Raw genomic sequence first — 24227 nt, 5'->3', positions numbered from 1 at the left:
CCAACTTATTTTCAAGAAAAATTTGGGGCTTTTTTTGTTTTGGTAGCGTTTATTCTCCTTAAGTTGATGGATGTGTGGTGCTACCCTATTCTATACAGTTACTCATTTTTATTGTGTTGTGTAACTCAAAAGAGAAAGTGCTATGAAGCTATTGATATCAAGGGCTGTAGCGTTTAGATTAGTTACACACAATATAAGATATGGGTAAGTCAAAGGGGATATTTTAACTCTTATATTTTAATGATAGAATATTAGATAAAAGGGGTGTTTAACCAATGGGAAAGAAAAAAAGGTATAAAAAGAGGATTGCAGTAGAAAAAAGAAAAGAAAATGTTAGAGTAGAAGAAGAGATTGTAAAGAAGATTTCCAACCAAAACTTATACTCGTCTGAAATAACTGGAATTTTATCGGATGCACAAAAAGCATGGCAGGAGAAAATGAAACCGATTTTTGATGCACAAGAGGCATGGCAGGAGAAAATGAAACCGATTTTCGATGCACAAGAGGCATGGCAAGAGAAAATGAAACCGATTTTCGATGCACAAAAGGCATTGCAGGAGAAAATGAGCCCAATTATAGAAATCCAAAACTCAATGCGTGAGAAAATTCAATCAATAATAGAGATGTATAACAAAATTGATTGGGATTTATTACGTGAAGCAGTAGCAGAAGAAATAAAAGAATTAGAGGGTATATTAGTAGAGCAAGAAGAGAATTATTGGTGTTTAGATATAGGTACTGCGACTGCTATAGTAAATGGAGTGATAGCAAAAGATGACTTGTCAGAATATATGGATGAAAATCTCGAATCAATTGTAACAAAGATAGTTCATGATCCTATATATGAACTCCATGCAACGTTAATCCAAGAAGCTTATCAAGCATATAAAGCCGGATTTTATAAATTGTGTGCAATGCCGCTTTTTGCAGCGTTTGAACATGTTGTTAAGTTATGGTGTTTTGGATATATAAAAAAGGATAATATAGTTGTTAATCATAAACCAAATAGATATGGGATTAAAAAGGTGATGGACCCTGAAAATTATAATCATGTAGAAAAAGAGAATTTAAATAAAATTTTTGTACTATCTGTATTTCGAATGTATGAAAAAATCTTTGCTGATATACCAAAGCAATTGGGGCAAGAGTTAAATCGTAATGCGATAGCGCATGGTTATCATGATTATGATTCTCTATCTAAGGTAGATATTCAAAAATTATTCCAATTGCTTAAGGCTACTTTGATATTAAAATCATTTGAACCATATAAAGTGGCAGAATCGTGACCGCTTTTTGGCAGTAAATGTGCCGGTTGTTTTGGGATTACCATGATATATTTGTATTGTGAGAAGTGGCGGAAAACACAACTCATAAATTCCTTTATAAACTATATGTTGTTTAAACGGTTTCGTAATGACGGCACATAAAATCCGAAACCAGCAGATGGTAATGATTGAATGATACCGTTATTAAGGAGAGCTTTTGCTCTTCTTCCAGTTACTTAATATCGTTGATACATATCGGTAGGTTATCATTAAGTTACTGGAAGAAGGATGAAACTTCACGTACCGGAATTAAATTACAAATTAATAATCGATAAAAAAAGCATCCATTCGGGTGCTTTTTATTTGGGAGGAGGATGAAGAATGAAACTAGATAAACAAGAACAAGCGGTGGCTATTGGTACATTCATTTCAATGTTAGGACAGGAACTTGTAAATGATCGTATCGATAAACAGAAATTAGAAAGTGTACTTCCTATCTTTAATGAAATGCAAGATAATACAACACCGAAGCAAAAGAGAGAAGCGATGATTAGTTTGCTTGAAAAAGCGGTAGATGAATTCTTAAAGTAATAGCCATAAAAAAAGGGAAAGCAACTCGCTTGGGGTGCGAATCACTTTTCCTGATGGCAATGTTAACTTTATTATAACAACTTGTATTTATTTGGTAAATGTATAATTGGAATATTCTTTCTAAAGGAGTGAGGATAGATGCAAGTCTACTGTTCTAGCTGCAATAAAGATTACGATATGCAACCACAAGTAGCACAGCTTCCCAAAAGAATTGAGAAGTGTTTCTACATTTGTCCACATTGTGGTCATGAGCATGTTGCTGCATATGTGAACGATAAGGTTCGTAAGCATCAAGCTGACATTACAAAGTGTCACGAACGGATTAATAAAAATAATCGGGCAATCGAGGATGAAATGAAAAGGTTGAGGAAGAGGATGGAAGGTGCCAAGTAAACCATTCAAGCCGTGTAAGTCGTTAGGTTGCAACGAACTAACACGGGATAAGTATTGTGCTAAACATATCGAAAAGGAAAAAGAAACAGTAAAATATTATGACAAACATATTCGAAACAAAAGCTCACGTTCATTCTACAACTCAAGATTGTGGAAGGATATGCGTGAGCTTATTTATCGTAGAGATTATGGCCTATGTGTTCAATGTAGAAGCAAGGACATCATTAAGATAGGTGATGTAGTCGATCATATCATTCCTATCCGTGTTGATTGGTCGAAACGATTAGAACCATCTAATTTACAAACGCTTTGCCATGCTTGCCATAACAAGAAAACAAAAGAAGATGAGAAGAAAAACAAAAAATAATTCGAAAGAAAAAAATCATAAGCATCCCCCCCACTATGAAAAAGAAAAAGGTGACTTCTTGGAGACCGCCGCCTAGCTTTCCGTGCAAAAAGTTCGTTTTATTCCATAAAAGGGGGTTCAGCCGAGGGAGGTGGTTCACATAGGAAGGAAAGCGAAACCGATTCATTTGCATTTATTAGAAGGTAATACAAATCGATTGACAAAAGATGAAATTGAGCAGCGATTAAAAGCCGAAAAACAGTTACAAGCAAAAAAGGACAAGGTAAAACCACCAACGTGGTTAGATTCAATTGCTAAGAAAGAATTTAGACGGATTGCTGGTGAATTACTAGAGCTAGATGTTATTACAAACATAGATGTGAATGCATTAGCAACGTATTGCGATGCTTACTCTGACTATGTTGAATGCACCAAAATTATACGAGAAGAAGGACTTCTTGTTGAATATACAAATAAGGCAGCTGAAACCAATAAAGTTCCCCATCCACTACTTACAAAGAAGAAGCAATTGCATGAACAAATGAAGGCTTTGGCTGTTGAATTTGGTCTTACACCAAGTGCAAGAGCGAAAATTGTCATTCCAAATATCAAACAAGGTCCGAAAACAAATGTAGAAAAGGAGTTTGATGTATAACATGATCAGGCAATGGGTGTTGGACTACTGTGATGATGTATTAAATGGTGAAGTTGTTGCTTGTCAGAAGCATAAACAAGCTTGCAAACGATTTTTAAGAGATATTGAGCGTGAAGGATCTGAAGATTTTCCATATGTTTTTAAGGAAGAAAAAGCGCTTCGCTTCTTAAAGTGGATGTCTCTTTTTAAACATACAAAAGGAAAATTAGCAGGTCAGAGAATTGAACCACATTCCATACAAATTTTCGTGTTTAGCAATATTTACGGATGGGTTCATCGTAATACAGGATTAAGGCGATTTAAAAAGGCGTATTGGCAAGTTGGACGTAAAAACGCAAAGTCTCAGTCTTTAGCGTGTGTAGGTTCCTATGAAGCGATGGCATTTGGTGAAAACATGTCAGAAGTCTACATTGGAGCTACGAAAACAGAACAAAGTAAAATTGTTTGGAATGAAATTAAAGCACAAATGAATGGATGTGAGGATTTAAAAGGAAAGTTCAATATTGCGTATGGGAAAATCGAACACCTTAAAACGGATTCTTTTATTTCAGCGCTATCAAAAGATGCTGGGAAATCTGGTGATGGACTGAATGTTCAGTGCGGAATTATCGATGAATATCATGCACATCCTACTTCTGAAATTTATGATGTACTGGTGTCTGGTTCGGGCGCTCGTCCGAATCCACTCATGATGATTATAACGACAGCTGGTTTCAATTTGAGCCATCCTTGCTATCGTGTGGAGTATCAATATGTTTCTAAGATTTTGGACCCTAATATTGATATTGAAAACGAAGAGTATTTTGTAATGGTTAATGAATTAGATAAAGATGATGAGATTACGAATCCAGAGGTGTGGGAGAAAGCAAATCCAATCCTATGTAGTTATGAAGAAGGTCGTTCTTTCTTAAAAGGAGAACTTCAATCAGCTCTTGATGTGCCTGAGAAAATGCGTAATTATCTTACGAAAAATATGAATAGATGGGTGGATATGAAAGAAAATGGCTACATGGATATGCAGAAATGGAAAGATTGCAAAGAAACTGTGGAATTATCCGAATTAAAAGGGTTGGAATGCACAGTAGGTGTCGATTTATCAGCAAAAATTGACTTAACAAGTATTTCATTTGAGTTTAAAAAGGATGATAAATATATTGTAATTAGTCATAGCTTTATGCCGGAAGATACGTTAGCTGAAAAGAGACAAACGGATAAAGTCCCTTATGATCTGTGGGTACAACAAAAATGGATCACAACAACACCTGGTGCGGTAGTTGATTACGAATATATTAAAATGCATATTAGAAATATGGAAAAAGATCATAAATTTAAGATTAAAGAAATATGTGCTGATCCATGGAACGCAACGCAATTTATGCAAGATATGGAGGCAGAAGGGTATACCATGATAGAAATACGCCAAGGGATGGCAACTTTATCAGGACCTACAAAGGATTTTCGTGAACAAGTGTATCAAAAGAAGGTCATCCATAACAACAATCCTGTACTAAACTGGGCAACTAGTAATGCTATAACAAAACAGGATGCTAACGAAAATATCATGTTGGACAAGTCGAAAACAACAGAAAGAATTGATCCGATAGCGGCTGTAATTAACTCACATGTTCGATGCATGCTCAATTCTGGTGAAATGGACTTAAATTCATATATTTTAAGTCAAGATTTCTCGTTCTAGGAGGAATCACATGCGATTCTTATTATTTTTTATAAATATTTTAGAAGATATTCTATTGATTTCAGGGTTATCCATTATTGTAGGGACGACTTTTTTTGTTAATCCGATTTATGGATGGTATCTGTTAGGAATTATTCTCACAATGTTGGGGGTGGTAATGATAAGAAGATAGAAAGGAGGTGAAACTTTTGATTTTTCGGCAGTTATTTAGAAATCAGGATACGACAGATTTAAAAAATCCTTCTCCTTGGTTTAAAAGTTTATTTGGATATCAAGCCGCAAGTGGTGAAAAGGTAACAGTTGAATCATCTTTAAGTGTTCCAACGGTCTATCGATGTATTAACATCCTTGCCAATAGTGTTGCAATGCTTCCTTTTCAAACGTTTAAAAAGACAGCAAAGGGAAGAGAACGGGATAAGGCACATCAAGTGTCTTTTGTTCTAGAAAGAAGACCAAATCCCTATCAAAGCCCATTCAAATTCAAACATTTAATTGAAACACACCGTAATACATGGGGAAATGCCTACATTAATATACATTGGGGTGTGGATGGAAGACCAAAAGAATTATGGGTACTGAATCCAGCTGTTACAACACCCACTGTGGACCTAAAGAGCAATAAGCTATGGTATTTTACTAGTTTGCCAGACGGTACACCTATAAAAATACCTGATGATGACATGATTCATCTTACTACATTGTCTACTGATGGTTTAAAGGGGAAACCACCCATTCAAATTGCAAGGGAGTCTATAGGTAGCTCGCAGGCGGCACAAAAATTTAAAGGTAAGTTCTTTACAAACGGTGCAGCGCATAGCGGAATATTAAAAACGCAACAAGCACTTGGTAAAGAAGCGAAAGAAGTTCTTCGTGATTCATGGGAAGAGGCAAATACAGGGTTAAATAATGCTCAAAGAATAGCTATTTTAGATGCTGGACTAGAGTTTGAAAAGGTTGGAATGCCTTTGAAAGATGCTCAATTTATCGAAGGTATGAAATTTGATAAAGGTGAGATAGCAAACATCTTTAATATTCCTTTGCACATGATTAATGAGTTAGATCGTGCTACTTTCTCCAATATTGAGCAACAAGCGTTGGATTTTATTCAAAATACATTGAGTCCAATTCTTATTCAATATGAAGAAGAGTTTTCTTATAAAACATTTTCGTTTAATGAGCAAAAACGATATTACTTAAAGTTTAATTTGACAAGCTTATTACGTGCTGATTCTAAATCACGAGCAGAATTCTATAAAATTATGTTAGATGCTGGTGCTTTCTCAATCAATAAAGTATTAGAGCTTGAAGATATGGATGGAATCGGAGTATACGGTGACAAACATCGTGTTGATTTAAATCATGTATCTATTGAAATTGCGGACGAATATCAATTAGCCAAAGCTAATGGAGGTGTATCGCAGAAAGGAGGTGAGGGCGATTAAAGATGTGTTTACTATTAAAAACCAAACAGATTCTTCAGCTGATTTATTCATTTATGGTGACATTATAAACAACACTGGATGGAAATGGGATGATTCAGATGTTATGCCTGATGATGTTAAAAATATTCTAGGCCAGTTGGATGATAAGAGTAACTTGAATATTTATGTAAATAGTGGTGGAGGGTCTGTATTTGCTGGTCTAGCTATTTATAACATGCTGAAGCGTAATAAAGCTCAAAAAACTGTCTATGTGGATGGAGTTGCAGCATCTATTGCTTCTGTAATTGCATTAGCTGGTGATCGCGTTGTCGTTCCTTCTAACGCATTCTTAATGATTCATAAACCATGGACTGTTGGTGTAGGGAATGCAAATGACCTTCGTAAAATGGCAGAGGACTTAGACAATATCGAGTCAGGTATTATGAATGTATATAAAGAAAACTTAAAAGAAGGTATTGAAATTGAAGAAATTCAACAATTAGTAGATGCTGAGACTTGGTTAAGTGGTGAAGAAGCTGAAAAATACTTCGATATTGAAGTTGTGGAAGCAAAAGAAGTTGCCGCTTGTATGAGCGATTACTTTGATAAATATCAAAAAACACCTAATAAAGTAGTTGCAAAAGCTCCTTTTATTCCAAAGAAGGACAATAATGAACAATTAAAAATTCAAAATGCACTAGACCTGTTAGAACTATAGGTCTATTTTTTGTGCCAATACAAGGAGGATATACCGAATGGATAAACGTGAACAAGAATTACGTCAAAAAGTTGCTGACTTAAAAGCGAAAGCAGAAGAGTTTAATAATAGCGGTAAATATGAAGATGCAAAGGCAAAAATTGAGGAAGCAAAAAACGCGAAAAATGAATTAGATAATTATTTAGCAATGAAGCAAATTCAAGTTACTGAGCCTGTAAACTCACAGGCAGGAGTATTACCTCCAGCATCAGTTAAAAATGAAGACCCATCATACAAAGACGTATTTATGAAAGCTATTCGTGGTCAAAGTTTAAGTCATGAAGAAGCAAGTGTTATGCAGGAATATAAAGCATCTTTATCTGAGAATACAGGTAAAGATGGTGGTTATATTGTTCCAGAAGATATTACTACAACTATTAATCAGTTAAAACAAACGGTTGATAACTTAGAACAATATGTAAATGTACAACCTGTTTCAACAAATAAAGGGGCTCGTACATTAGAAAAGCGTGCGGCATCAACACCGTTTGCTCCATTATCTGAGTATGGTAAGCCGAATGCAATGCAAGAAATTGCTTCTCCTGAATTTGATCGTTTATCTTATGCTATTGAAGATTACGCAGGATTCTTACCGGTACCAAATGATTTATTAGATGATACAGATCAAGCTTTAGAAGAATATTTACGCCAATGGATCGCTAAGAAATCTGTTGCTACTCGTAACTATCTAATTTTACAAGAACTCAACAAATTGACAAAGGTTGATTTTAAAGATTATAAGGGCATTAAAACAGCGTTAAATGTTACATTAGACCCGGCATTTGCAGCTGGGGCTAATATTTTTACTAACCAAGATGGATTCAATTACTTAGATCAATTAGAAGATAAAAATGGTCGTCCGCTTCTTCAACCAGATCCAACAAATCCAACACGTAGTTTGTTGTCAGGAAAACCGGTTATTACTTTGTCCAATAAGACAATCGCTACAGATAAAGATGGGAAAGCCCCTTTCATTGTTGGTAATTTAAAAGAAGCCATCATTCTTTGGGATAGAAAACAATTATCTATCGATATGACTACAGAAGGTGGAAACGCTTGGAGAACAAATACTTCTGAATTCCGAGCAATTGAGCGTGAAGATGTTACGCCATGGGATACAGAAGCAGTTGTGTATGGACAAATTATTGTTACGCCTAAAACAGGAGCTTAATAAGGTAGGAGGTGTCCTTCTTGGTACTAACATTAGAGGAAGCGAAAAAGTATCTTCGTGTGGATGGTGATGAGGAGGATGATCTCATTACATCTTTCGTAATAGCAGCTGAAATATATATTAAAAATTCTACAAGTAAAACTGTGGACTTAAAAAGCGAACTTGCTAAATTAGCGGCTCGTATTTTAATTGCTCATTGGCATGAAAACCGTGAAGCGGTTGGGAAAGCTGAACAATTAGCATTTAGTTTGCAATCAATATTAGTTCAGTTGCAATATTGTGGTGGTGATTCAAGTGAATCCGGGTAAATTAGATAAACGTCTTACCTTTCAAGTGAAAGACGATGAAGCAAAGAGCCCAGACGGTGATCCGATAGAAAGTTATAAAGATTCTTTTACTGTATGGGGTTCTTTTATTTTTTTAAAAGGAAGAAAATACTTTGAAGCAGCCGCAGCTAATAGCGAAATCCAAGGTGAAACAGAAATCCGATATCGAGCTGATGTAAATGCTGGTATGAAGATTAAGTATAAGAACGTAATTTATGACATTATTTCAGTTATACCAACTGAAAAACACACCTTATCAATCATGTGGAAGCGTGGTGGAATGAATGGCTGATGGTGTTGATTTTTTAGGATTTGATTGTTTGATATCTGAATTAGAACAAATGGGTCTACGTGGGGAAAAGATTGAAGATAAAGCTCTTGCAGCGGGTGGAGAATCTATTCGAAAAGCTATTTCTGAAATAGCTCCAAGAAGTGATAGTCCTAAAAGAGCAACAAAAAGTGAACCGTGGCGTACAGGACAACATTTGGCTGATAATATACGAGTTACAAAAGCTAAAATGGAAGTTGGCATAAAAACTATTAAAATCGGGATAGATAAAGCGGATCGTTCTCCATTCTTTTATGGAAAGTTCTTAGAATGGGGAACGTCTAAAATGCCAGCTCAACCATTTATAGAACCAGGTTTTAATTCTTCAAAAGAAGCGGCGATTCGTGCTATGACAGACATCTTAAAGAATGAAATGAGGCTGAATTTATGATGAATTTACGCCCCGAAATTGTGCAAGCTCTTGAAAATAATCAGGAGCTTGTTTCTTTATTGGGTGGAAAACGTGTTTATTATCGTAAAGCTAAAAACGCTGAAGAGTTTCCGCGTATTACGTTTTTCGAATTAGACAATAGGCCAGATTATTTTGCAGATAACGAGGAAAGCGAAAGCGAAATTACATTTCAAATCGATATTTGGTCAAAAGGCAGTACAACAGCAATCCATAAAAAAGTGAATGAAATTATGAAAAGTATTGGTTTCTCACGTTATGCGGTTGCTGATTTATATGAAGATGATACACAAATTTTTCATTACGCGATGCGATTCGCGAAAGGAGTGGAGTTATAGATGGCTGGAGAAATTATTAAAATTAGTTCGACTGTCGGTGTAGATAGTCTTGTTTATGCGAAATTATTGAAAGATGATGCAACAGGTGTCGATTATGACACAGTAAAGGAAATGGAAGGCGCAGTAAAGATTAAAACTTCTAAAAAGGTAGCTTCTGAAATTATGTGGAGTGATAATAAAAAATCAGAAATTGCTGAGTCTGATGGAGAAGTAGAAGTAGAAATTGAGCTTCGTAGTATTTCATTATCAACAAAAGCAGATATTGAAGGGTATCCTGAAGTTAAAGATGGTGTATTAGACGAAAAACGTGAGGGTGAAAAACCATATTTGGCAATTGGATGGCGTTTCTTAAAGGCTAACGGGAAATATCGATATGTTTGGTTGTTAAAAGGGAAACTTTCACAAGAGGAAGAAGAAGGCGAAACTAAGAAGGATAAGCCTAACTTCCAAACTACAAAACTTAAAGGCTCATTTATTGAACGTGATTTTGATGATAGACCAAAATTTACAGCTGATGCTGATGAGCCTACATTTACAAAAGCCGTTGGTGATAACTGGTTCAAAAAGGTATATGAAAAAACAGCAACACCACCAACAGGGAAGTAGGGGGAGCAAAAGCTCTCTCTTTTTTATTAACTAAGGAGGAATAAAATATGAAATTAACTTTAAGAATCAATAGGGAAAATAAAACTTTTAATTTACCAGAGTTCATTCCAGCTCGCCTAATCCGTCAAGCCCCTGAGCTTGCTGATATTCCAAATAATCCTGGACCAGAGGATATGGATAAAATGGTTAAATTTGTGGTAAATGTTTATGATGAACAATTCACCTTGGATCAATATTGGGATGGTGTGGATGCCCGTAAATTCTTATCAACAACTTCAGATGTAATTAATGCAATTGTCAACGAAACTGTAGATGCAGCTGGTGGTACACCTGGAAATGGAGAAGCAGAAAACCCAAACGCGTAGAGGGGGGAGGGCTGACGTTCAGTGAGTTTATGGACGAGCTCTACCTCTCTTTATTACGTCAAGGATATAAACACCATCACATCGATAACGAAATGGATATTTGGCATTATTTAAGGTTGAATCGCAAGCATCGTGATCAAGGTAATTCAAATAGTACAAATCAAAATTCAAATGAAATTGAAGTTCCAGCGGAAAACATTATCTAGCAAGGGGGTGAGACATTGGCGAATGAAATGAATAATCTAGTCGTTAGGCTTTCCCTTGATAATGTGAATTTTCGTCAAGGTATTGCGAATTCAGGACGTGCCGTAAGGACTTTACAAAATGAATTGAAATCAATCAGTACTGGTATGGGTGGTTTTGCAAACGCTAGTGAGCAAACACGAGCCAAAACGGATGCACTTAATAGATTGATTGAAGCACAAAAAGAAAAAGTTAGAGCATTACGCCAAGCCTATGATCAAAATAAGGCTAAGTTGGGTGAAAATGATGCAGCAACCCAGCGATATGCTTCACAGGTCAATAAAGCGGTTGCTGATTTAAATAGGTTTGAAAATGAATTAAAACAAGTAAACCGTCAAGCTGAACAAAAAGGGATGGATAAGTTAAATAATTCTTTGAAATCCTTACAGGCTGAATTTCAGTCTATTACAACAGGCATGGGCGGTTTTTCTAATGCAACAGAGCAAACCCGGGCGAAAATTGATGTTCTCACTCGCATGGTGGATAAGCAGAAAGAAAAGATTAGGGAACTTCAACAAGCCTATAATCGTGCGAAAACAGAAGAAGGCGAAGCGAGTCAATCGGCACAACATTATGCTGAACAAATTCATCGCGCTACAGCTGAACTTAATCGATTTGAAACTGGGTTACAGCAGTCAAATCGTGAATTAGAGCAGCAAGGCAATCGCTTGTTGAATTTTGGTAATCGCATGGAGACATTAGGTAACCATTTGCAAAATGCAGGAATGCAAATTGGTATGGTGTTTGGTGGAATGACTTATGCTATAGGACGTGGTTTAAAATCCGCGGTTACTGAATCAATGAATTTTGAACAACAAATGGCGAATATTAAAGCGGTATCCGGTTCTACTGGAGAAGAAATGAAAAAGTTAAGCGAGTTAGCTGTTAACATGGGGGAAACAACAAAATACTCCAGTGTTCAAGCGGGACAAGGTATAGAGGAATTAATAAAAGCCGGAGTTAGTTTAACAGATATTATAAATGGTGGTTTAGAAGGTGCTCTTAACTTAGCTACAGCAGGAGAGCTAGAATTAGGCGAGGCGGCAGAGATTGCATCCACAGCCCTAAATGCATTTAAAGCAGATCATCTTTCAGTAGCAGATGCAGCTAACATATTATCGGGTGCAGCAAATGCATCAGCTACAGATGTACGTGAACTGAAATATGGTTTAGCGGCATCGTCAGCAGTAGCAGCAGGGGCTGGAATGACGTTTAAAGATACAGCTACGACTCTTGCAGTATTTGCTCAGAATGGGTTAACGTATAGCCCCGTTGCGGAGAGATTCGCAGCGTAAAGGACGTGAATTGCTGGGAAGCTAAGGTTATATAACTATGCTAATCAGCAGCCGAGTCATTTAGGAATAAATGAAGGGTCCAGAGACTAGGGTATGGAGTCCAGAACGGACAGTAAAACCCCACGAGCGCGTCCCATCCTAACGTGTAAGGCGAGGATGATGATATAGTCCGATACTCCAGTGAAAATTGGAGAATATGAGATAAAGAGCTCATATATAACGAATGTAAAAGGTTCTGATGCAGGTACTTCACTAAAAACTATGCTTATGCGGTTAAACCCATCTACTAAAGAAGCGTATAACAAAATGAAAGATTTAGGTCTTATCACGTATAACGCCCAAGCGGGTTTTGATTTCTTAGTTAAAAACGGTATTCAACCAGCTTCAAGAAATGTAGGAGATATAGAAGTTGCTTTAGAAAAATACGTAATGAAAACCGAAGGGGTTACAAAGTGGAACGATAAATGTGATACAGCATTCCGTGAGTTAGCCACGAGTTCGGCTTTCTTATCATCAAAATTTTATGATCAACAAGGGCATATTCAAAGTCTAGAAAATATTTCAGGAACACTTCATGAGTCTATGAAAGATTTAACAGACCAACAACGAAGTATGGCTTTAGAAACATTATTCGGTTCGGATGCTGTACGTGGTGCAACTATTCTCTTTAAAGAAGGGGCAAAGGGTGTTAATGAGATGTGGGATTCCATGTCGAAGGTTACAGCAGCTGATGTCGCAACAACTAAAATTGATACTCTACAAGGACGAATTACATTATTAGACTCGGCATTTTCCACAATGAAAAAGACAATCGGTGATGCGCTTGCCCCTGTGGTTAGTGCTTTTGTTGCTGGATTGCAGAAACTTGTGGATGGATTTAACGCATTACCAGGGCCAGTACAAAAGGCTATTGCGATTACAGGTGGTATTGTTCTTGCTTTAACAGCTGTGGCTACAGCTGTAGGTGTTGTTTTAGCGGCGTTTGGAATGATTGCTTCAGGAATTGGTTCTCTATCTATTGCGTTAGCATCCGTCGGCGGGATTGCTGGAGTTGCAGCGGGAGCGGTTGGATTCTTAGGAAGTGCACTAGGTTTATTACTAGGTCCGATTGGATTGGTAGCAGTCGCTCTCATTGGAACTGGAGTTGTCGCATATAAAGCATATCAAAAAGCAACAGAGGACAGTATTGCTTCCGTAGATCGGTTTGCTACGAATACAGAGGGGAAAGTAAGCTCATCCACAAAGAAAGTCCTTGGTGAGTATTTCAAGTTGTCTGATGGCATTAGACAAAAGTTAACTGAAATTAGATTGAACCATGAAGTGATAACTGAAGAACAATCACAAAAGCTAATCGGACAGTATGACAAGCTAGCTAATACAATTATAGAAAAAACAAAAGCAAGACAACAAAAAGAGATTGAAGGCCTGAAAAAGTTTTTCGCTGATTCATACGTTTTAACAGCAGAAGAAGAAAATAAGCGCATCGAGCAACTTAATCAGCATTACGAACAAGAAAAATTAAAGACTCAAGAAAAAGAAAATAAAATCAAAGAAATTCTTCAAACCGCAGCTAGAGAAAACAGAGAGTTAACAACATCTGAACGCATCTCCTTGCAAGCTTTACAAGATGAAATGGACAGAGTTGCTGTAGAGCATATGTCTAAAAATCAAATGGAGCAAAAGGTTATTCTTGAAAATATGCGTGTGCAGGCTAGTGAAATTTCAGCTAGACAGGCAGCGGAAGTTGTAGAGAATAGCGCTAAAGCAAGGGATAAAGTTATTGAAGATGCGAAAAAAACACGTGATGAAAAAATTGCTGAGGCGATTCGTCAGCGTGATGAAAATAAAACAATTAATGCTGATGAAGCGAACGCAATCATTGCTGAGGCAAAACGTCAGTATGATAGTACAGTTTCTACAGCGCGAGACAAACATAGAGAAATTGTTAGTGAAGCAAAATCCCAAGCTGGGGAACATGCAAATCAAGTTGATTGGGAAACTGGTCAGATAAAATCTAAATACCAAGTAATGAAAGATGATGTAGTTCAAAAGATGAAAGAAACTTGGTCAGGTATAACAAAATGGTGGGAAGAAACAAAAACTTCAGCAAGCAACAAGGTAGAAGAGATAAAAAATACAGTTTCAAGGAAATTTGAAGAAAAGAAAAAAGCTGTCGTTGATAAAATGAAAGAAATAAAGAGCGATATTGAAGATAAGTGGAATACAGTTGAAAAATTCTTCAGCACTATAAATCTACGTTCCATTGGTAAATCCATTATAGAAGGTCTTGAAAAAGGGTTGGATGATGCGACAGGTGGTTTATATAGTAAGGCGAAAAGCATTGCTGGAGAGATTAAAAAGACTATTTCTGGAGCACTAGAAATTAACAGTCCATCTAAAGTGATGATTCCAGTTGGAAGTGCCGTACCAGAAGGTGTTGGCGTTGGTATGGATAAGGGGAAACGATTTGTTGTGGATGCAGCAAAAAATGTAGTTGGAACTGTAAAAAAACAAATGAGTAATATGCCATCTGTTTTTGATTTTGGATTCCAAACTTCGCATTATAGTATCCCGCATAATGCACTGGGTGATTTCAATGGGTATACGCAACCACAATCGCCTTATAACAACGCACCTACAGCAAGAACTATGTTCTCGGATAGATCAGGTAGAGAACAAGAATTAAATTTAACTGTAAATATGACCAACGTTTTAGATGGAAAAGAATTAGCGAACGGAAGTTACGCATATACTACCAAGCTTCAAGATCGTGAACAAAAAAGAAAAGCGGAATTTTAAGGGCGGTGAGCACGTTGGGGAAACTCAGCTTTACTTTTAATAAGATCAGAAAAGATTATATTCAAATGCTAGTTGGAAGAAAACGCCCTTCCTGGGCTCCAGTTAAAAGAAAATTAGTAAGAGTCCCTCATCGCGCAGGGGCTCTTTTTCTTAATACAGAAACAGAGGAACGTCGTATTGATGTTCCTCTTGTAATTAAAGCGAAAAAAGATATCGCTGATTTACAAAAGGTAAAAGAAGATTTAGCGGATTGGCTATATACAGAGCAACCAGCTGAACTTATTTTTGATGATGAGTTAGACAGGACTTATTTAGCATTAATTGATGGTTCTGTCGATTTGGACGAAATAGTCAATAGAGGTAGAGGTGTTATTACTTTTGTTTGTCCAATGCCGTATAAATTAGGTAAGCAAAATACTCATACGTTTACTCAAAACTGGTCCACTGAAATCACTACTTCTTTCGTCAATCAAGGTAATGTAGAAGCGCCTCCAATTATTGAGATTGAGGCCAAGAAACCGAGTACATTTTTAGATGTAAGGTTTGGTGAGTATCCGTATAATCGTGATTATTTTAGAATCGGTTATCCGTTGAAAACAGAGCAACTACCTGTAGAGAGAAATCAAAGGCTGATATGGGATGAAATGACTACCACTGTTGGGTGGAGTAAAGTAAGTTCAATGGAAGATGGCAACCCAGTCGGTGAAATGAAATCAGACGGTTATCAATTTTATTGCTCTAATTATGGTACAGGGACAGGAAAAGGATGGAATGGTGCAGCTGTTAAAAAAAATATACCTAATGGGCCAGTGCAAGATTTTATTATTCAGGCTTATGTTACATGTAAAAGTAAACGTATCAATGAGATGGGTCGAGTGGAAATAGCGATATTAGATGAAAACAGTAAAGTGCTTTCGAAAATAGCTATGACTGATGTATTTTGGCAAGCTGAACAAAACTTCGGAACAATGGTAATCGGTTATGATAATAAACCAGGAAGAAGAAGTTTAATTCATGAAAGTGGAGATTATCCAAACACTTGGAACCAGTATCAAGGGCGATTGTGGATAGCTAGAACAGGAAATGTATGGGAAGCGTATATTTCGAAATTCCTCCCGGGGACGGAAAAAGATGATTCTGAACGATTTGTGCGGTGGACGGATGAAAATAACTATCACATGGAAAAAGCGGCGCAAATTCAAATCAGTATTATGCAATGGCAAGATGTACCGCCAGTAGAAGCGATGACCGTTTCAGATTTAAAGTTTTGGAAAGTGAATTTAAATACTCAAAATAATCCGCCTTACATTTTTGATACGGGAGACAAGATTATAATTGATACAGAAAAAAGTCTTGTAACCATTAACGGTAAAAATGCGATTAATTTAAAAGACATTTTTAGTAATTTTCCAAATGTCATACGTGATGAGAATCGTATTGATATAATGCCACCAGATGTTAAAGCGACTGTTAGTTATAGGGAGAGATACAGATGAGAACACCAAGCGGGATTTTGCATGTTGTGGATTTCAAAACAGATCAAATCGTTGCAGTTATTCAGCCAAATGACTATTGGGATGATAATAGGCGTTGGGAACTAAAAAACAATGTTGATATGCTGGATTTCACTGTTTTTGATGGAACTACTCATTCAGCTACACTACAACAACAAAACCTTGTTTTAAAAGAAGTTCGCGATGGAAGAGTTGTACCATATGTCATTACAGAAACAGAGAAGAATTCAGACAAACGATCCATTACCACATATGCTTCAGGAGCTTGGGTTCAAATTGCTAAATCAGGCATTATAAAACCACAAAGGATAGAAGGGAAAACAGTAAACGAATTTATTGATATGGCTCTTGTAGGCATGAAATGGAAACGTGGAAAAACAGATTATGCAGGTTTTCACACTATGACCATTGATGAATTTATGGATCCGTTAACTTTTTTAAAGAAAATAGCTTCTTTATTCAAATTAGAAATTCAATATCGCGTTGAGGTTCAAGGGTCACAAATAGTTGGATGGTATGTTGATATGATTCAAAGGCGTGGTCGAGACACGGGGAAAGAAATAGAACTGGGGAAAGATTTAATAGGTGTTACACGTATTGAACATTCAAGAGACATTTGTACAGCACTAGTTGGCTTTGTGAAAGGTGAAGGCGATAATGTAATTACTATTGAAAGTATCAATAGGGGATTTCCCTATATTGTTGATAAGGATGCATTTCAACGATGGAATGAACGTGGTAAACATAAATTTGGTTTTTATACACCAGAAACAGAAGAATTAGACATGACTCCAAAACGTTTAATGACTTTAATGGAAATAGAATTAAAAAAACGTGTCAATTCTTCCGTTTCTTATGAAGTAGAAGCACAATCGATTGGACGTATTTTCGGACTAGCTCATGAACTAATTAATGAGGGCGATACGATCCGAATCAAAGATACAGGATTCACACCTAAGTTATACCTTGAAGCACGTGTAATTGCTGGTGATGAATCTTTTACGGACCCTACACAAGATAAATATGTGTTTGGAGATTATCGCGAAATTACTGATTCAAACGAAGAACTACGGAAAATTTACAATCGAATCTTAGGATCATTAGGCAATAAACAAGAGCTGATAGATCAGTTAGATAAATTAGTGAAAGATGCAAATGAAACAGCTAGTAATGCTAAGAAAGAATCCGAAGCAGCGAAAACATTGGCTGAAAAAGTGCAAGAGAATCTTAAAAATAACACGGTAGACATCATTGAAGCTAAGAATCCACCGACAACAGGACTGAAACCTTATAAAACACTTTGGCGTGATATTAGCAATGGGAAGCCTGGTATTTTGAAAATATGGACAGACGCAGCTTGGGAATCGGTTGTACCAGATGTTGAATCCGTTAAGAAAGAAACACTTGAGCAGGTTAATAAAGATATTGAATCAACAAAAACAGAATTAAATCAAAAGGTTCAAGAGACACAAAATCAGGCGACGGGACAATTCAACGAAATAAAGGAAAGTTTACAAGGTGTCAACCGTACAATTTCTAATATTGAAAATAAACAAGGTGAAATTGATAAGAAAGTAACTAAGTTTGAACAGGATTCTAATGGATTTAAAACTTCTATTGAATCATTAACGAAAAAAGATACTGAAATTAGTAATAAATTAAATACTGTCGAATCAAATGCGGAAGGTACAAAAAGGGCTATTTCTGATGTGCAACAAACAACAAGTGAACTAAAGAAAACAACTACTGAAATAGAAGAAAAAGCTGGGAAAATCAGTGAGAAGTTAACGAATGTAGAAACAAAGGTTAATAGTGATAAAACTGGTGGACGTAACCTTTTATTAAAATCAAATGTTAAATATGAAAAAACAGACTATCTAATCAATCAATATTCTCTAACTGAAAATTTCTTTGCGGGTGAGGAATATACCTTTGTAATTAAAGGAAGTGTCCCACAAGGGCAGAAATTTGGAATTTGGCAGAATGGTGGGTCTAGCAATGTTGGATATGCAACAAGTGTTTACGCTAATGGAATAACTTATCTAACCTTTAAAGCTGTTGTGGCTACAAGTGGAAATGAACGAAAGTTAAGCTTATATAACTATCCGAGTAGTACTACGAAATCTATTGTGGAATGGGTTGCCTTGTATAAAGGGAATAAGCCGCAGGATTGGACGGCACCGCCTGAAGAGCAGGTAACAACAGATGAATTTACCAAGAAAACAACTGAGATTGAAAAAAGTGTGGATGTCGTAAAAAACACTGTAACCAGTGTTCAAAATAGCCAGGCTGGATTCGAAAAGCGTATGACTATAGTAGAGCAAACAGCAACGGGGTTATCTTCCACAGTGAGCAATTTAAATAACGTAGTATCAGATCAAGGAAAAAAGCTTACTGAAGCAAATTCAAAACTCGAACAACAGGCAACAGCAATTGGAGCGAAAGTTGAGCTTAAACAAGTAGAGAATTATGTTGCTGGATTTAAGATACCTGAGTTGAAGCAAACCGTTGATAAAAATAAACAAGATTTGTTGGGCGAATTAGCTAACAAACTTGCAACTGAGCAATTTAATCAAAAAATGACTTTGATTGATAACCGCTTTACTATCAATGAACAGGGAATCAATGCTTCAGCCAAAAAGACAGAGGTATATACAAAAGATCAAGCAAATGGGCAATTTGCCACATCATCTTACGTAAGAGATATGGAAACCCGTCTCCAGTTAACTGAAAAGGGCGTTAGTATATCTGTAAAAGAAAATGATGTAATCGCAGCTTTCAATATGAGTAAAGAAAACATTACTTTGAATGCAAACAGAATTAACTTAGTAGGTTTTATTACAGCAAATCATATCAAAGGAAAAGTTTTAGAAGGGGTAACACTTAAAACGAGTGGAAATAGATTTGTTGAAATAAATAAACAAGACATGAAGATTTTCGATTTAGATAAGCCACGTGGTTATATAGGATTTATGGAGACAAATGATGGGAGTATTCAACCTTCATTAGTCCTTGGTTCTGATAATAGAAAATACGCTGGTACAGGATCATTTTATATTTATCAAGTCATGCCGCGAATTAATGGAGTCGATCAACCTTCTAAAGCGTATGCAAAATTTGGGGTTTCTAAAGGAGAAAATGCAGAAGGAACTAATATTTGGTCAAATTATATTCAAATGCAGAATGACGGTGGACATCTAAGCGTATATTCAGATGGACAATTTCGTTTTCAAAACTTGAATGATATTATTTTTGAATCTGAAGGATGGGCTCCAGGATATGGTTACTTCTCTGTAACTACAACTGAACCGCATATTTTTAACAATAACAAGGGACAGTTTACTTTCAAAAGAAAAGGCAGTGACTATAAAATACATTTCATAAACGGCGCCACCGATCATGATTTAATCATGGGTAATGCAATGATAAGATCAAGTTTTGTACAAGGTTATAACAACGGACTACAGATTAAAGGTATGATGGGTCAAGGATGGAAAGATATAGAATTAAGAACGCTACGAGCGAATGAAGATATTAGTGCTGTTGGGCAAATGTGGGCAAAAGCATTTAATCCTACGTCAGCTAGAAATATGAAAGAAAATATAAAAGATATTCCTTTCTCAGCTCTTGATAAAATCATGAGTTTAGCTATCAAACAGTACAACTTCAAGGACGATATGTATGATCTGTATCAAATGCGTGTGAACAAACCAGAGGAACAAACAGAACCATATACAACAAAAGAAATTGAAACGTATTTCGGTATGATTGCAGATGATACGGAAGATATATTTACAGATAAAGAGAAACGTGCCATTAATTTATATAATACTGTTTCAATCTTTATTGCAGCTTTCCAACAGCAGTATCATGAATTTAACGAAAAATTAACTACTGTTAAAAGTGAGAATAAACAACTAAAAGAACAGGTTACGACCCTAGCGATGGATGTGTCTACATTAACAGATTTAGTTCGGAAATTAATAGGTGAAAAACCAGAGCAGCCATAAGCTGTTTTTTACTTTGCACAAAGTACGGCTTTTGTATGGAAATTCCTACGATGTATTCACCATGAATAAGGTTGTCTCATATCATATAAAGATTGCTTTATTAAGATGATAAAAGGATGTGAATGTATTGGAAGATGTATATGTAAAAATCGATAGTTTAAAAGCAGAACAAAAAGAAATTATGCGTGATATTCGTAATTTAGAAACTCGCACAACAATTAATGAGAAAGACATCGCTACAATTAATAAGCAATTAGAAAAGATTAGTATGAATACAACTTGGATTTTACGAATTATTATTAGCGCAATCACAATGTCGGTTTTGGGTTTAATATTAAAAGGGATGATTTAATATTTTAAAATAAAAGTACTTATTGAGAGAGGGACAAGCGTCTCTCTTTTTTATTATACATAAGGAGATGGAAAGATGGATCGTATTGATATATTAATGAAAGCATTTATAGCTACATTCGGTGGCTTCTGTGGCTATTTCTTGGGGGGATGGGATGCAACATTGAAAATTTTAGTGACGATGGCAGTTATTGATTATTTAACTGGCATGATTGCAGCAGGATATAACGGAGAATTAAAAAGTAAAGTTGGTTTCAAAGGCATCGCCAAAAAGGTGGTGCTTTTTCTTTTAGTTGGGGCGGCAGCTCAATTAGATGTAGCGTTAGGAAGTAACAGTGCTATTCGTGAAGCAACAATTTTCTTCTTCATGGGTAATGAATTACTTTCTCTTTTAGAAAACGCTGGACGAATGGGTATTCCACTTCCACAAGTGTTAATAAATGCAGTTGAGATTTTAGAAGGTAAACAAAAACAAGAAAATAGAAAAGGAGATGTTAAGTAATGGGACATATTATTGATATTTCAAAATGGAATGGTGACATTAACTGGCCTATAGCAAAGCAATACATTGATTTTATTATCGCTCGTGTACAAGATGGTTCAAATTATGTAGATCCATTGTATAAAGATTATGTACAAGCTATGAAGCAGCATGATATTTCTTTTGGTAATTATGCATTCTGTCGTTTCGTTTCTGAAAATGATGCGTGTGTAGAGGCCCGTGATTTCTGGAACCGTGGTGATAAGAGTGCAACAGTCTGGGTGGCTGATGTAGAAGTGAAAACAATGGATGATATGCGAGCAGGTACACAGGCTTTTATCGATGAATTACGTCGATTAGGTGCTAAGAAAGTCGGTTTATATGTTGGTCATCATATGTATGCACCTTTTGGTATGGAAAATGTGAAATCTGATTTCGTATGGATACCTCGATATGGCGGGAATAGACCAGCTTATCCATGTGATATCTGGCAATACACAGAGACAGGAAATGTACCAGGTATAGGAAAGTGTGATATGAACAAACTAATTGGTAGTAAATCATTATCTTGGTTCACAGGAGAGAAAGAATCAGAACAAGCTATTACCAATGTTGGCTATCAATATGTTAAATCCGGTGGATTTGGAGTCTCATTGGTTCCAGAAGTGTTAAATGCTATGACTGAGCGTGGAACTAAAGGGAAAGTTATTTCTGACCCATCAACTGGTATAGCGTACGTACAAACCGAAGTGTTACCAAATGGTGAGCTCGATAAAATTACAGCTTGGATGGACAATCGACCTGAAGGTAAATGGTGGTACGAATATATTAAAGTTAAATAAAAGAATAGTTAGATTAATAAAAATAAGAGCCGTCCTATTTGGGCGGCCTTTTTTATTTCTATGTAATTAAAATTTACTTTTAGATAATGCTTTGAGTATTGGATTAACAATCCTACTGATTAAGCGAAATCCTCTAAATATCGACTGGACAACCTTTAGCGTATCATTCCCTTGAATTAAGTGAATCATACCAATTTTAGAAGAGAATTGTAAGATTATTTTTCTAATTGTATCTAAAAGAGTGGATTGTTTATTTTATATTCAATAATTCATCAAATTTAAATTCTATATTTAATTCAAAGGTATCTGTATTGTACAAAGTTTATATGATGTGGGATTGGGATTCAAAGTTAATTACTGTGAAGTAAAGAGAAATTCACTTTTATAAGGAGGAATATTCTTGTTTGTTATTCTAATTTATCTGATTTAATAAATAGAAAATTATCGTAATTTGGTGAGGAAAGTATCAAGATTTTTCATAGAAAAATTCTCTAAAACTATTATCTGAATTTTCAGAATAAATAGGGGGACGTTTGTTTTTATATCAATAGTGAGCAAGTCTAAGCAAATTGTAATCAAAAACATAGTCTATCTTATAAAGCAGTGAGGCAGTTCTAAAATAAGATGAGATTTACTTTACTAGTTTTCATTTCTTATAGTAAGTAGGTTTGATTCAAAAAGACTTCTTCACTACTTTATAAATTTCAAAGGAAAGGTTGATGAAAATGGCAGAACGTCATGAAGATGAAATCCGTACTTTGTTACGCGCGTTTCAATTAGTAGGAGCACGAGTTGTATTATTTTTACCTTCATTCCACGTAGAAGGTTTTATTACTCGAATCGGAGAAACTTTTGTTACGCTTCGTCGTGGTAATGGAGAAGGCGTAGAAGTAGAGAGTAATGATAATGGAAATGCACTTGAAAATCCTAACCAAATTAGTGTCAAAATTAGTAGTATTTTATCAGTTAGTGATGATCGAGGAGCGTAATTAGCAAGTTTAAAAATGCACTAGGTATTTGTAATCCTAGTGCATTTTTTTAATATTATATAAAATTTAAATAAACGATTTACCAAATAAGGAATTTAAAATTAATTACATATAAGACTGGTGATAGTGCAATTACCTAAAATATAAGTAATATCAAGATTTTAGGTAATTGCACTATCACTTTTATACAAGTCATGTTTACAATATAATACAAACTTTTATAGGAGGGGATTATATGTGTAAGTTCTGTTCAAATCAAAAAAATACTAAATTTAAATTATTTGATATAAAACCTATCCCGTTTTTTATTCCACCGAAATCTTTTGCAAATTCATCGGAGCTTCAGGAATCGCCTGATACTTCAACAAAACCAATAAGGTCTCAAGAATCGCCTGGTACTTCTGCAAAACCAATAAGGTCTCAAGGATCACCTGATACTTCAACAAAACCAATAAGACCTCAAGAATTTACTGATGCTTCTGTAAAACCAATAAGACCTCAAGAATTTACTGATGCTTCTGTAAAGCCAATAAGACCTCAAGAATTTACTGATGCTTCTGTAAAACCAATAAGACCTCAAGAATCCACTGGTGCTTCTGCAAAACCATTAAAAAAACAAAAATCCTCTCGTGTCTTATTAAAATTAAGTGATACTTTTAATAAGACACCAACCTCTAAAAAATTCATACTATCGCAAGATAATTCACAATTATTATATAGTCAAGAAGAATCTCATTACCAAATAGATACATCTAATAATATTGAAATAAAAACAAATGAAATTAAAAAATTACTATGTGATTATCAATCAACCAATTTATACATTATATTATTTTTAGAAGATATTCATATCAAAGGTTTTATACTGCAAATTAGCAAAGATCTAGTTACTATTATTGGACCAAATATAAAAGTAGAAAGCAATTCAACAGATAATCTTATAGGACTACCAAACAAAATTAACGTAAAACTTGAAATGATTCAAGGGATTGGTGATGTAGGAGCTTCTCTCTCTAGCTAAGATAAATTTGTATAT

The 24227-nt window shown here is 35.6% G+C and carries 24 protein-coding genes and 1 pseudogene; all 25 read left to right on the top strand.

Going from position 1 to position 24227, the window contains the following annotated elements; genetic code table 11:
• The first annotated feature begins 275 nt into the window (after nt 1-275).
• The 25 genes and pseudogenes from ACK1U5_RS05585 to ACK1U5_RS05465 all read left to right on the top strand — a co-directional run bounded on the left by ACK1U5_RS05585 (nt 276) and on the right by ACK1U5_RS05465 (nt 24212).
• On the top strand, nt 276-1286 hold the full coding sequence (locus ACK1U5_RS05585; RefSeq protein ID WP_174767031.1) for a hypothetical protein: 1011 nt from the start codon (nt 276-278) through the stop codon (nt 1284-1286).
• 360 nt (nt 1287-1646) lie between these two features.
• Nucleotides 1647-1856 carry a hypothetical protein gene (locus tag ACK1U5_RS05580; RefSeq protein ID WP_061113368.1) on the top strand — a complete coding sequence of 70 codons (210 nt, stop codon included), beginning with the start codon at nt 1647-1649 and terminating at the stop codon, nt 1854-1856.
• Between the two features lie 138 nt (nt 1857-1994).
• A complete protein-coding gene (locus ACK1U5_RS05575; protein ID WP_061113369.1) occupies nt 1995-2249 on the top strand; it encodes a hypothetical protein in 255 nt (84 codons plus the stop codon).
• Entirely contained in the window at nt 2239-2616 is a 378-nt protein-coding gene (locus tag ACK1U5_RS05570; RefSeq protein ID WP_086423951.1) for an HNH endonuclease, read from the top strand. The genes ACK1U5_RS05575 and ACK1U5_RS05570 overlap by 11 nt, the downstream gene beginning before the upstream one ends.
• Nucleotides 2617-2746: 130 nt before the next feature.
• Nucleotides 2747-3250: a phage terminase small subunit P27 family gene (locus ACK1U5_RS05565; protein WP_016081472.1), complete on the top strand. Its 504-nt coding sequence runs from the start codon at nt 2747-2749 to the stop codon at nt 3248-3250.
• Between the two features lies 1 nt (nt 3251).
• Nucleotides 3252-4946, top strand: a complete 1695-nt coding sequence (locus ACK1U5_RS05560; RefSeq protein WP_174767030.1) for a terminase large subunit — start codon at nt 3252-3254, stop codon at nt 4944-4946.
• Nucleotides 4947-5134: 188 nt separating this feature from the next.
• Complete coding sequence (locus ACK1U5_RS05555; RefSeq protein WP_174767029.1) at nt 5135-6388, top strand: phage portal protein; 1254 nt, start codon at nt 5135-5137, stop codon at nt 6386-6388.
• Nucleotides 6375-7085, top strand: coding sequence for a head maturation protease, ClpP-related (locus ACK1U5_RS05550; protein ID WP_097961615.1), 711 nt, complete (start codon nt 6375-6377; stop codon nt 7083-7085). Before ACK1U5_RS05555 ends, ACK1U5_RS05550 begins: the two co-directional genes overlap by 14 nt.
• A 37-nt stretch (nt 7086-7122) precedes the next feature.
• The gene (locus ACK1U5_RS05545; protein ID WP_174767028.1) at nt 7123-8295 is read left to right on the top strand and encodes a phage major capsid protein; all 1173 of its coding nucleotides are present in this window, start codon (nt 7123-7125) and stop codon (nt 8293-8295) included.
• A 20-nt stretch (nt 8296-8315) separates the two neighbouring features.
• The gene (locus ACK1U5_RS05540) at nt 8316-8603 is read left to right on the top strand and encodes a head-tail connector protein (protein ID WP_103653117.1); all 288 of its coding nucleotides are present in this window, start codon (nt 8316-8318) and stop codon (nt 8601-8603) included.
• On the top strand, nt 8590-8913 hold the full coding sequence (locus ACK1U5_RS05535; protein WP_174767027.1) for a phage head closure protein: 324 nt from the start codon (nt 8590-8592) through the stop codon (nt 8911-8913). The genes ACK1U5_RS05540 and ACK1U5_RS05535 overlap by 14 nt, the downstream gene beginning before the upstream one ends.
• On the top strand, nt 8906-9340 hold the full coding sequence (locus ACK1U5_RS05530) for an HK97-gp10 family putative phage morphogenesis protein (RefSeq protein WP_214632393.1): 435 nt from the start codon (nt 8906-8908) through the stop codon (nt 9338-9340). The genes ACK1U5_RS05535 and ACK1U5_RS05530 overlap by 8 nt, the downstream gene beginning before the upstream one ends.
• Complete coding sequence (gene gp17, locus ACK1U5_RS05525; protein ID WP_174767025.1) at nt 9337-9696, top strand: tail completion protein gp17; 360 nt, start codon at nt 9337-9339, stop codon at nt 9694-9696. Before ACK1U5_RS05530 ends, gp17 begins: the two co-directional genes overlap by 4 nt.
• Entirely contained in the window at nt 9697-10302 is a 606-nt protein-coding gene (locus ACK1U5_RS05520) for a major tail protein (protein WP_103653121.1), read from the top strand. It abuts the gene before it with no gap.
• A gap of 47 nt (nt 10303-10349) precedes the next feature.
• Nucleotides 10350-10667: a phage tail assembly chaperone G gene (gene gpG, locus ACK1U5_RS05515; RefSeq protein ID WP_086409880.1), complete on the top strand. Its 318-nt coding sequence runs from the start codon at nt 10350-10352 to the stop codon at nt 10665-10667.
• A 29-nt stretch (nt 10668-10696) separates the two neighbouring features.
• Nucleotides 10697-10873, top strand: a complete 177-nt coding sequence (locus ACK1U5_RS05510; protein ID WP_174767024.1) for a hypothetical protein — start codon at nt 10697-10699, stop codon at nt 10871-10873.
• 15 nt (nt 10874-10888) lie between these two features.
• Nucleotides 10889-12169 (top strand): annotated as a pseudogene (locus ACK1U5_RS05505) (phage tail tape measure protein); the annotation flags it as partial.
• Nucleotides 12170-12385: 216 nt separating this feature from the next.
• A complete protein-coding gene (locus ACK1U5_RS05500) occupies nt 12386-15004 on the top strand; it encodes a phage tail tape measure protein (protein ID WP_448814773.1) in 2619 nt (872 codons plus the stop codon).
• 14 nt (nt 15005-15018) lie between these two features.
• A complete protein-coding gene (locus ACK1U5_RS05495; protein ID WP_174767023.1) occupies nt 15019-16500 on the top strand; it encodes a distal tail protein Dit in 1482 nt (493 codons plus the stop codon).
• Complete coding sequence (locus ACK1U5_RS05490; protein ID WP_174767022.1) at nt 16497-20528, top strand: phage tail spike protein; 4032 nt, start codon at nt 16497-16499, stop codon at nt 20526-20528. Before ACK1U5_RS05495 ends, ACK1U5_RS05490 begins: the two co-directional genes overlap by 4 nt.
• A 127-nt stretch (nt 20529-20655) precedes the next feature.
• Nucleotides 20656-20880 carry a hypothetical protein gene (locus ACK1U5_RS05485; protein ID WP_000390479.1) on the top strand — a complete coding sequence of 75 codons (225 nt, stop codon included), beginning with the start codon at nt 20656-20658 and terminating at the stop codon, nt 20878-20880.
• 75 nt (nt 20881-20955) lie between these two features.
• The gene (locus ACK1U5_RS05480; protein ID WP_139894511.1) at nt 20956-21381 is read left to right on the top strand and encodes a phage holin family protein; all 426 of its coding nucleotides are present in this window, start codon (nt 20956-20958) and stop codon (nt 21379-21381) included.
• Nucleotides 21381-22202 carry a GH25 family lysozyme gene (locus ACK1U5_RS05475; RefSeq protein WP_139894512.1) on the top strand — a complete coding sequence of 274 codons (822 nt, stop codon included), beginning with the start codon at nt 21381-21383 and terminating at the stop codon, nt 22200-22202. The genes ACK1U5_RS05480 and ACK1U5_RS05475 overlap by 1 nt, the downstream gene beginning before the upstream one ends.
• A gap of 719 nt (nt 22203-22921) precedes the next feature.
• Nucleotides 22922-23191: a hypothetical protein gene (locus ACK1U5_RS05470; protein ID WP_372585039.1), complete on the top strand. Its 270-nt coding sequence runs from the start codon at nt 22922-22924 to the stop codon at nt 23189-23191.
• Nucleotides 23192-23426: 235 nt separating this feature from the next.
• A complete protein-coding gene (locus ACK1U5_RS05465; protein WP_448814772.1) occupies nt 23427-24212 on the top strand; it encodes a hypothetical protein in 786 nt (261 codons plus the stop codon).
• Nucleotides 24213-24227: the final 15 nt, after the last annotated feature.

This window comes from Bacillus sp. XB1 (genome assembly GCF_053557995.1).
Note: the sequence above shows the minus strand (reverse complement) of the source record. Positions and strands in the feature narration are given on the sequence as shown.

Excerpts from the sequence above, each read along its gene's own strand:
- ACK1U5_RS05585 (WP_174767031.1), top strand. The coding sequence starts at position 276 with ATGGGAAAGAAAAAAAGGTATAAAAAGAGGATTGCAGTAGAAAAAAGA.
- ACK1U5_RS05580 (WP_061113368.1), top strand. The coding sequence starts at position 1,647 with ATGAAACTAGATAAACAAGAACAAGCGGTGGCTATTGGTACATTCATT.
- ACK1U5_RS05575 (WP_061113369.1), top strand. The coding sequence starts at position 1,995 with ATGCAAGTCTACTGTTCTAGCTGCAATAAAGATTACGATATGCAACCA.
- ACK1U5_RS05560 (WP_174767030.1), top strand. The coding sequence starts at position 3,252 with ATGATCAGGCAATGGGTGTTGGACTACTGTGATGATGTATTAAATGGT.
- ACK1U5_RS05545 (WP_174767028.1), top strand. The coding sequence starts at position 7,123 with ATGGATAAACGTGAACAAGAATTACGTCAAAAAGTTGCTGACTTAAAA.
- ACK1U5_RS05530 (WP_214632393.1), top strand. The coding sequence starts at position 8,906 with ATGGCTGATGGTGTTGATTTTTTAGGATTTGATTGTTTGATATCTGAA.
- gp17 (WP_174767025.1), top strand. The coding sequence starts at position 9,337 with ATGATGAATTTACGCCCCGAAATTGTGCAAGCTCTTGAAAATAATCAG.
- ACK1U5_RS05520 (WP_103653121.1), top strand. The coding sequence starts at position 9,697 with ATGGCTGGAGAAATTATTAAAATTAGTTCGACTGTCGGTGTAGATAGT.
- gpG (WP_086409880.1), top strand. The coding sequence starts at position 10,350 with ATGAAATTAACTTTAAGAATCAATAGGGAAAATAAAACTTTTAATTTA.
- ACK1U5_RS05510 (WP_174767024.1), top strand. The coding sequence starts at position 10,697 with ATGGACGAGCTCTACCTCTCTTTATTACGTCAAGGATATAAACACCAT.
- ACK1U5_RS05490 (WP_174767022.1), top strand. The coding sequence starts at position 16,497 with ATGAGAACACCAAGCGGGATTTTGCATGTTGTGGATTTCAAAACAGAT.
- ACK1U5_RS05480 (WP_139894511.1), top strand. The coding sequence starts at position 20,956 with ATGGATCGTATTGATATATTAATGAAAGCATTTATAGCTACATTCGGT.
- ACK1U5_RS05475 (WP_139894512.1), top strand. The coding sequence starts at position 21,381 with ATGGGACATATTATTGATATTTCAAAATGGAATGGTGACATTAACTGG.
- ACK1U5_RS05470 (WP_372585039.1), top strand. The coding sequence starts at position 22,922 with ATGAAAATGGCAGAACGTCATGAAGATGAAATCCGTACTTTGTTACGC.
- ACK1U5_RS05465 (WP_448814772.1), top strand. The coding sequence starts at position 23,427 with ATGTGTAAGTTCTGTTCAAATCAAAAAAATACTAAATTTAAATTATTT.